At 61.9% G+C, this 8,123-nt stretch carries 8 protein-coding genes; 5 read left to right on the top strand and 3 right to left on the bottom strand.

Translation table 11 applies throughout. The features are described from left to right. Positions 1-661: HAD family phosphatase (locus tag HP546_RS22065; protein ID WP_172229423.1), on the bottom strand; the 661-nt coding region annotated here is incomplete at its 3' end. Positions 662-1,058: 397 nt separating this feature from the next. Here HP546_RS22065 and HP546_RS22060 point away from each other — a divergent pair. Continuing rightward, a complete protein-coding gene (locus HP546_RS22060) occupies positions 1,059-1,355 on the top strand; it encodes a DUF3144 domain-containing protein (RefSeq protein WP_172229421.1) in 297 nt (98 codons plus the stop codon). Positions 1,356-1,457: 102 nt separating this feature from the next. Here HP546_RS22060 and HP546_RS22055 read toward each other — a convergent pair whose 3' ends face one another. Continuing rightward, positions 1,458-2,351 (bottom strand): LysR family transcriptional regulator, encoded by an 894-nt coding sequence (locus HP546_RS22055; RefSeq protein ID WP_172229419.1) that lies wholly within the window; start codon positions 2,349-2,351, stop codon positions 1,458-1,460. Positions 2,352-2,497: 146 nt separating this feature from the next. Here HP546_RS22055 and HP546_RS22050 point away from each other — a divergent pair, with 146 nt between their 5' ends. From HP546_RS22050 to HP546_RS22035, 4 genes are all read left to right on the top strand, one after another. Continuing rightward, on the top strand, positions 2,498-3,577 hold the full coding sequence (locus HP546_RS22050) for a 4-oxalomesaconate tautomerase (RefSeq protein ID WP_172229417.1): 1,080 nt from the start codon (positions 2,498-2,500) through the stop codon (positions 3,575-3,577). Positions 3,578-3,649: 72 nt separating this feature from the next. Continuing rightward, a complete protein-coding gene (locus tag HP546_RS22045; RefSeq protein WP_172229415.1) occupies positions 3,650-4,966 on the top strand; it encodes a dicarboxylate/amino acid:cation symporter in 1,317 nt (438 codons plus the stop codon). Positions 4,967-5,083: 117 nt separating this feature from the next. After that, positions 5,084-6,388: a CitMHS family transporter gene (locus tag HP546_RS22040; protein ID WP_172229413.1), complete on the top strand. Its 1,305-nt coding sequence runs from the start codon at positions 5,084-5,086 to the stop codon at positions 6,386-6,388. A gap of 56 nt (positions 6,389-6,444) precedes the next feature. Beyond that, entirely contained in the window at positions 6,445-7,698 is a 1,254-nt protein-coding gene (locus HP546_RS22035) for an OprD family porin (protein ID WP_172229411.1), read from the top strand. A 55-nt stretch (positions 7,699-7,753) separates the two neighbouring features. Here HP546_RS22035 and HP546_RS22030 read toward each other — a convergent pair whose 3' ends face one another. After that, positions 7,754-8,002 (bottom strand): CsbD family protein, encoded by a 249-nt coding sequence (locus HP546_RS22030; protein ID WP_172229409.1) that lies wholly within the window; start codon positions 8,000-8,002, stop codon positions 7,754-7,756. Between the last annotated feature and the right edge of the window lie 121 nt (positions 8,003-8,123).

The raw sequence follows: 8,123 nt of genomic DNA, 5'->3' as shown, positions 1-8,123 counted from the left end.
AGTCGGCCAGGAACTCCTGCATGCTGCGGTAGGCTTTGAGTGCGCCGGCCTTGATTTCTGGCGCGGGCGGCTTGATGTCCTCGATGAGGATGGCCTGGCCTTCTGCGCGGATGGCCGAAAGCATGCCGTTTTCCGAGTCTTCGACCATGAAGCACTGGTCAGGCTCGCAATTGAGTGCGCGGGCGGCCTTGAGGAATATCTCCGGGTGGGGCTTGCCTTGGCTGACTTCATCACCGCACACGGTGATGTCGAAGTACTTGAGCACATTGGCGTTGATCAGGTACTCCTCGGCAATGGCACGGCGGCTGGAGGTGGCGACTGCCATGGTCAGCCCCGACTTGCGCAGCCGCTCCAGTACCTCCAGCAAGCCCGCCTTGATCGGGACGCCGTGGTTGCGCACGTACTCCAGCTCAAGTTCGTCCGCGCGCTGGCGGATTTGCGCATAAGGGAAGTCTTCACCGTTGTGCGCCTTGGCGAGGGCTTCGGCCTTCTTCGCGCTCAGGCCCAGCGAGCCGATCAGGGTGTGCTCGCCCAGGGCCTTGCCGAAGATCTCGAGTGAGGCTTGCTTCAATGTCTTGAAGCGCAAACGCTCGGTGTCGAAGAGGGTGCCGTCCATATCGAAGATGGCGCTGAAAATGCGTTTACCGTGGAAAAAAAGCATGGGGGTGTTGCCTCTGTTGTCGTGTCAGACATCCCGCCTGTGAATAGCGGGCATGGCGTGTGAGCTGCCGCGTTGGCAGTCAGGTAGGAGGGACACGATCGACAGGGGGGCGCTCAGGCGTGACGCACAGGTAAGGCGGGGCGGAGCGGGGCGTGCAGAGGAGTGTTGCGAGCTTCGAGGCCAGGCGTGCGCCTGGTTTGCCGTTAAGGTCACGCCCACTGGCTGCAATACGTTTTGCAGGCAGTGGGCGCAAATAGCGATGGATACGTGTGATTCCAAGCATAAGGTGCTTTGCTTCCTTTTCTGTAATGGGTGATCCTTTTTCAGCCTTGCACGTATGCGCCGCGACATGCAAGGCTTGGCCCCCGGTTCGACTCTCGCAACAAGGTGAAGCGCAATGACCCAAATTACCGACCAGGCCTTTTATGACCGCGCCGACGCGCATATCGAACTGGCGAACCAGCAGATCGAAAAACTCGAGGACCTGGGCAAGGTGAGTGCTTCGTTGACCTTTGGTGCGGCGCGCTTCAATGCCTGGATGAGCGCCCGCAGTTTCAAATCCGGGGCGGAGCTGGGTGCCGCGCGGGAGGAGCTGCTGAAGTATTTCTGCGATCAGTACCGGATGATGCTCGAGGACAACCTGGATGAGCATATCGAGCAGTTTGACCGGTATGTGCTGGGCAAGAGCGACTGAGCGCCAGGCTGGCGACGTGGGGTGTGGCACCGGCTGCGCCCGTGTTCGCGGGTGAACCCGCTTCTACAGGGGGCGCATTGGCCCCACAACCCGGCTGCGCTTCTAGCGGTTGGGCCATTTCTCCAACAGGATCGACACGAACTTCTCCGCTGCAGGTGACAAAGAGGCCCCGCGGCGATAGACCAGCCCCAGCGTTCGGGTCACCTGCGGCTCGTTAAGCGGCACGCTGACCAGGGTCGGGTGGTCGGCGCTGGGCATTGCCAGGCTGGGCATGGCCGACACCCCTAGCCCGGCCTCCACCATGCCCAGCGAAGTGGACAAGTGCTGCACCTCATAGAACCATTTGGGCCGCAGGTTCAACCCGGACAACGCGTGGTCCAGCAGCATGCGATTGCCGCTCAGGCGGCCGACGCCGATCAGGCGGTAGTCGGCCAGCTCGGTCCAGGTCACGGCTTCACGGTTTGCCAGCGGGTGGTCGCGCCTGCAGGCCAGCACGAAATGCTCCTGCACCAGCGAGACGAACTCGATGTCAGGGTGCTGGCCGCTCATCATGTTGATGCCGAAATCGGCCTCGCCACGCAGCACGGCTTCGAGCCCGTCATTGGCACTGAGGTCCAGCAGGCGAATGCGGATTTTCGGGTACTGCTGGTTGTAGTCGCGAATCACCGACGGCAGAAAATAGAACGCCGCTGTCGGGATGCAGGCGAGGGTGACCTGGCCGGTCTGGCGCTCGGCCAGTTCGCGGATGCTGAGGATCGAGTCCTCGAAGTCATCCAGCAGGCGCCTGGCCTTGGGCAGAAAATCGCGGCCCACGCTGGTCAGGCTGACCCGACGTGTGGTGCGCTCGAGCAACGAGGTGCCCAGGCCCTCTTCCAGCTTCTTGATCCGTCGGCTCAGCGCTGGCTGGGACAAGTGCAGCGCCTCTGCTGCTTCGTGGAAGCTGCCAAGTTCGGCGATTTTCACGAAAGATCGAATGTCTTGAAGCTCATATTCCATAGCGAATCCTGCCGGCGAACATTCCGCGATTATTTTGTGAGTCGCAATAATGGCTACGATATTTGCATTGGATTGATTTATCCATGCCTGTCACTCTTTTGCTCACAGCATCAATGATGCCCATTGATCAACAAGAGTGCGAAATCATGCAACGAATTCCTTGCGTCCTCATGCGCGGCGGCACCTCCAAAGGGCCGATCTTCCACGCCTGGGACCTGCCTGCCAATGTGGTCGAACGCGACGAATTGCTGATCAACCTGATGGGCTCCGGTCATGAACTGGAAATCGACGGCATCGGTGGCGGCAGCCCGCAGACCAGCAAAGTGGCGATCGTCAGCCCCTCGCTGCATGCCGACGCCGACGTCGACTACCTGTTCGTGCAGGTCATGGTCGCCCAGCGTCGTGTGGACACCGCACCCAATTGCGGCAACATGCTCTGCGCCGTTGGCCCGTTTGCCATCGAACAGGGGCTGGTCAAAGGCCAGGAAGGCAAGACGCTGGTGCGCATTCGCAACCTGAACACCGGCACCTTCGTCAATTCGCTGGTGGAAACACCTGGTGGTATCGTGCGCTATGAAGGCCGCACCGCCATCGACGGCGTACCCGGTACCGCCGCCCCGGTACACATTACCTTCCTCGACGCCGTCGGCAGCAAGACGGGCAAGCTGTTCCCTACTGGCCAGGCTAAAGATGTCATCGACGGCGTGCCGGTCACCTGCATCGACATGGCCATGCCCATGATGGTTGTAGCGGCCAGCCAACTGGGTATCACCGGGTCGGAAACCCCAGCCGAACTGGACGCCAACGGCCCCCTGCTCAAGCGCCTTGAAGCGCTGCGCCTGAAGGCCGGCAAGGCCATGGGCCTGGGTGATGTGAGTGGCATGGTGATACCCAAGCCGGTGCTGGTGTCCGAGCCTCGGTACGACGGCACCCTGCAGGTTCGCTATTTCATGCCGCACAGCTGCCACCGTGCACTGGCAATCACCGGTGCGGTCGGGCTGGCGACTGCCAGCGTCAGCCCCGGCACCGTGATAGGCGACCTGCTGGGCGAAAGCGCCGGGCAACTGACCGAGGTGCGCCTGGAACACCCGAGCGGCGGTATCGACGTTGCGCTGTCGCGCAGTGGTGCTGATGGCAAGACCCTGCAGGCATCGGTGGTACGAACTGCCCGGCGGCTCTTCTCAGGCTTCGTTTACGCCCCTACATTCCGCAGGTTGGCGGGGTAGGCACAGGCCGTTATCCAACCTGCACATTCGCAACAAGCGCATCCGCACAATTTCAACAATGGGTGATGCCTCATGAGACTCGCCAAATCGCTGTACTTCCAGATCCTCTGCGCCGTCCTGCTGGGCGTGGTGGTTGGGCACTTCTGGGCGCAACAGGCCGTGGCCCTCAAGCCGCTGGGTGATGCGTTCATCAAGCTGATCAAGATGATGATCGCCCCCGTGGTGTTCTGCACCATCGTCACGGGCATCGCCGGCATGACCGACAAGCGCTCGCTGGGGCGGTTGATGAGCAAGACCCTGTTGCTGTTCCTGGGCCTGACCGTGGTCAGCCTGACGATCGGGCTGGCGGCGGTGTACCTGTTCAAGCCTGGCGCAGGCATGAACATCGACCCTGCCACCCTCAGCACCGAAGGCCTCAGCCAGTACACGGCCTCGGCAGCCAAGCTGGGCGTGGTGGACTTCTTCATGCACATCATTCCCGACACCTTCATCGGCGCATTCAACAAGGGCGAAGTGTTGCCGGTACTGTTCATCGCCGTGCTCTGTGGTTTCGCGTTGTCATCGATGGGCGAGAAAGCCAAGCCGGTGCTGGATGTACTCGAATCCGCTTCCACCATGGTCTTCCGCATCTTTGGTTACCTGATGCGTTTCGCCCCGATTGGCGCCTTCGGTGCGCTGGCGTTTACCGTCGGCCAGTACGGCATTACCTCGCTCGGGTCGCTGGCCAAGCTGGTGGGGACGCTGTACATCGCCTGCGCGTTCTTCGTGCTGGTGGTGCTGGGCGGTATCTGCCGTGCCAATGGTTTCAGCCTGTGGAAACTGCTGCGTTACTTTCGCGAAGAGTTTCTGGTGGTGCTCGGTACTTCCTCGACCGAGCCCGTGCTGCCACGCATGCTGGAAAAGCTCGAGAAGCTGGGTTGCAAGAAAGGCGTGGTGGGCCTGGTGTTGCCGACCGGTTATTCATTCAACCTCGACGGCACGGCCATCTATCTGTCGCTGGCAGCCATCTTCATCGCCCAGGCCTGCAATATCGATATCACCCTTGGGCAGACGCTGACCATGCTGGCGATCATGCTGCTGTCATCCAAGGGTGCTGCCGGGGTGACGGGCAGCGGTTTCGTGGCCCTGGCCTCGACCCTGACCGTGATCCACGACATCCCGCTTGCCGGCCTGGCCCTGCTGATCGGCATCGACCGCTTCATGTCCGAGGCCCGCGCGCTGACCAGCCTTGCCAGCAACGCGGTGGCCACCGTGGTGATTTCGCTGTCGGAAAACGCCTGTGACCGGCAAACACTGTTGCGAACCCTGGACGGCGAGCAGCCGGCGCAAACCGCTGCAGTCGAACCCGAACAGCCGGCCTGGCCCGCAGAACCACGCCGTCACGTCTGAACGGCGTTATACCCAACCTGACTTGAACGCCCGCCCGGCATCACAGCGATGCCGGGCGGGCAGGGGGCTGCCTGCCCGGCAGGTGGCCACGCACAATAAAAACAAGAGAGAAATACCATGCTCGCACTCCTGGGCCTGGTCATGGTGGTGACCTTCACCTACCTGATCATGAGCAAGCGCCTGTCGCCAATCGTTGCGCTGACCGTAGTCCCGATCGTTTTCGCTGTCGTCGGCGGCTTCGCGCCCGAGCTGGGCAAGATGATGCTCGACGGCTTGAAGATGGTCGCGCCATCGGCGGCCTTGCTGCTGTTCGCCATCCTGTTCTTCGGCCTGATGATCGACGCCGGCCTGTTCGACCCGTTGATCCGCAAGATCCTCAAGCGGGTCAACGGCGACCCGATCAAGATTGCCATCGGCACCGCACTGTTGTCGCTGCTGGTGGCGCTGGACGGTGACGGCACTACCACCTACATGATCACCTGTGCCGCCATGCTGCCGCTGTACAAACGGATCGGCATGAACCCGATGGTTCTGGCCACCGTGTCGATGCTGTCGCTGAGCATCATGAGCGGGCTGAGCCCCTGGGGCGGGCCCGCCACCCGCGCCATTGCCGCGCTGGGGCTGGACGCCACGGAGTATTTCATCCCGATGCTGCCGACCATGATCGGCGGCGCCGCCTGGGTGGTCTTCACCGCCTTCCTGCTGGGGCGCGCCGAGCGCCGCCGGATCGGCAACATTGCCCTGGAGTCCGGTGGTGGCAACTGCTACATCAAGGAAATCCTCGGCGACAACCCGCACAAGCGCCCGCGCCTGGCCTATGTGAACCTGGTGCTGGTGATTGCCGTGATGACCGCACTGGTGCTGGGGCTGATGCATGCCGCCATTCTGTTCATGATCGGCTTTGTCGCCGCGCTGATGATCAACTATCCGCAGCTGGACCTGCAGAAAGAACGCATCCTCGCCCATTCGGGAAATGCCATGACGGTGGTGCTGCTGGTGTTTGCCGCAGGTATCTTCGCCGGCATCTTCTCTGGCACCAAAATGGTCGACGCCCTGGCGCAGACCCTCGTCGACTGGATCCCCGAAGCCTGGAGCCACTGGTTTCCGCTGGTGGTGGCGCTGACCAGCATGCCGCTGACGTTCGTGTTGTCCAACGACGCCTACTACTTCGGGGTTGTGCCGATCCTGGCCAACGCAGCGGCGGCGTATGGCATCGACCCGGTAGAAATCGCCCGCGCTTCGGTGCTGGGGCAGCCGGTGCATCTGATGAGCCCGTTGGTCGCATCGACCCTGCTGCTGGTGGGCATGGTCGACCGTGACATCGGTGACTTTCAGAAAGCTACGGTGAAATGGGCGGTGCTGACCTCCCTGGTGATCACCGCGCTGGCACTGCTTACCGGAGCCTTGTCCTTCTTCGTCTAGGCGCTATCGGGCGCTCATTTACTGCTCATTCTGACAACAACAACAGAGTACCGATCATGTCCCGAGCTGTGTTCCGTGGGGCCACCTGTGGCCTGCTTTGCGGCTGGCTGCCTGTTGCCGGCGCCGGCGGATTCGTCGATGACAGCAAGCTCAAGCTGCAGCTGCGCAATGTCTATTTCAACGAGAACTTCCGTGATGAACAGGGCATGAGTGCCCGCGCCGCTGCCAGCGCCAAAAGCGAGCGGGTGGAGTGGGCGCAGGGTTTTCTGCTCGACTACCAGTCGGGTTTTACCCAGGGCACCCTGGGCGTGGGCTTCGATGCCGTTGGCCTGCTGGGCGTGCGCCTCGACTCAGGCCGTGGGCGCAGCGGGACGGGGCTTTTGCCGGTACACGATGACGGGCGTGCGGCTGACGCGTTTGCCAGCGCGGGGATCACGGCCAAGGCGCGTATGGGGCAGACCGTAGTGAAGCACGGCACCCTGCTGCCCAGGACGCCGGTGCTGGTCTACAACGATGCGCGGCTGTTGCCGCAAACCTATCAAGGCACGCAACTGACCAGCACCGATATCGCCGGGCTGGCGCTGACTGCCGGCCACCTGGACCGCTTCAAACAGCGCGACTCGTCTGACAGTACCGGGCTCTACCTGGATGGCTATGGTGGTGGGCAGGCGGGCGATTTCACCTTTGCCGGGGCCGATTATGCCGTAAGCAAACAACTGCGCCTGAGCTACTTCCATGGCCAGCTCGAGCATTTTTACCGCCAGGACTTCGTTGGTGTGGTCCACGACTTGCCGCTGGCTGGCGGAGTGTTTACCACGGACCTTCGTTACTTCAAGAGCCGGGACAGCGGAGCGGGTTACGCTGGCCCCATCGACAACGACATGTTCAGCGGGCAGGTGGCCTATGCGCACTCAGGGCATACAGTCGGCGCGGGTTATCAGGAATTGGATGGTGAAGCAGGCTTGCCTTACATCAGCGGTGCGACGGTGTATTCGTTCAGCAACGTGGGAATCGGCAAGTTCGTCGAGGAACAGGAACAGACCTGGATGGCCAGCTATGCCTACAATTTCGCTGCCGCCGGTGTGCCAGGGCTGACGTTCATGGCCCGTTACCTGAGCGGAGACAATAGCCGCTCGGGTGCCGCCGGTATCAAGGAGTGGGAGCGTGACGCGGAACTGGCCTATGTGGTGCAGGCCGGCCCGTTGCAGGGGCTGGGGGTAAAGCTGCGCAACTATGTGTACCGCTCTGACTTTGCCCGGGGGCGAGACAGCAACCGTTTGTACCTGACCTACGACATTGCCATCTGGTGATGGCCCGGGCCGGGTGGGTACCTGGCACCGGGTTGCGACGGCTTGCCGCCAGCGCTCAGCGGCGCAGCAGGCGAGATACCACCAGCGTGACGGCGGCGCTTATGGCCAGGGCGGTAAAGGGTTTTGCCTTGACGAACGAGGAGACGCTATCGAGTGCATCACCGTAGCTTTTGGTGACCTGCCCGGCGACCTGACGGCCATCACCCTCAGCTTCCAGTGCCGGGTCGTCAACCAGGCGACCGACTGCGCTCTGCGCCTTGCCTGCAAGGTTCTCTGCAACACCTTCGATTTGTTCGCGCTTCATGATGGGGTAAACCCTCCTGGGAAATGCATTGAGTTAGCAGCAGAAGGTTAGGGGACGGGGGTAACTGTTTAGTTCCAGTTGTGTGCAGGGGGGAGGCTGGACGGGGCTGATAGATGCTTGC

This window comes from Pseudomonas sp. CM25, assembly GCF_013179705.1.
Lineage (GTDB): Bacteria > Pseudomonadota > Gammaproteobacteria > Pseudomonadales > Pseudomonadaceae > Aquipseudomonas.
This window is presented reverse-complemented; position numbering and strand designations above follow the sequence as displayed.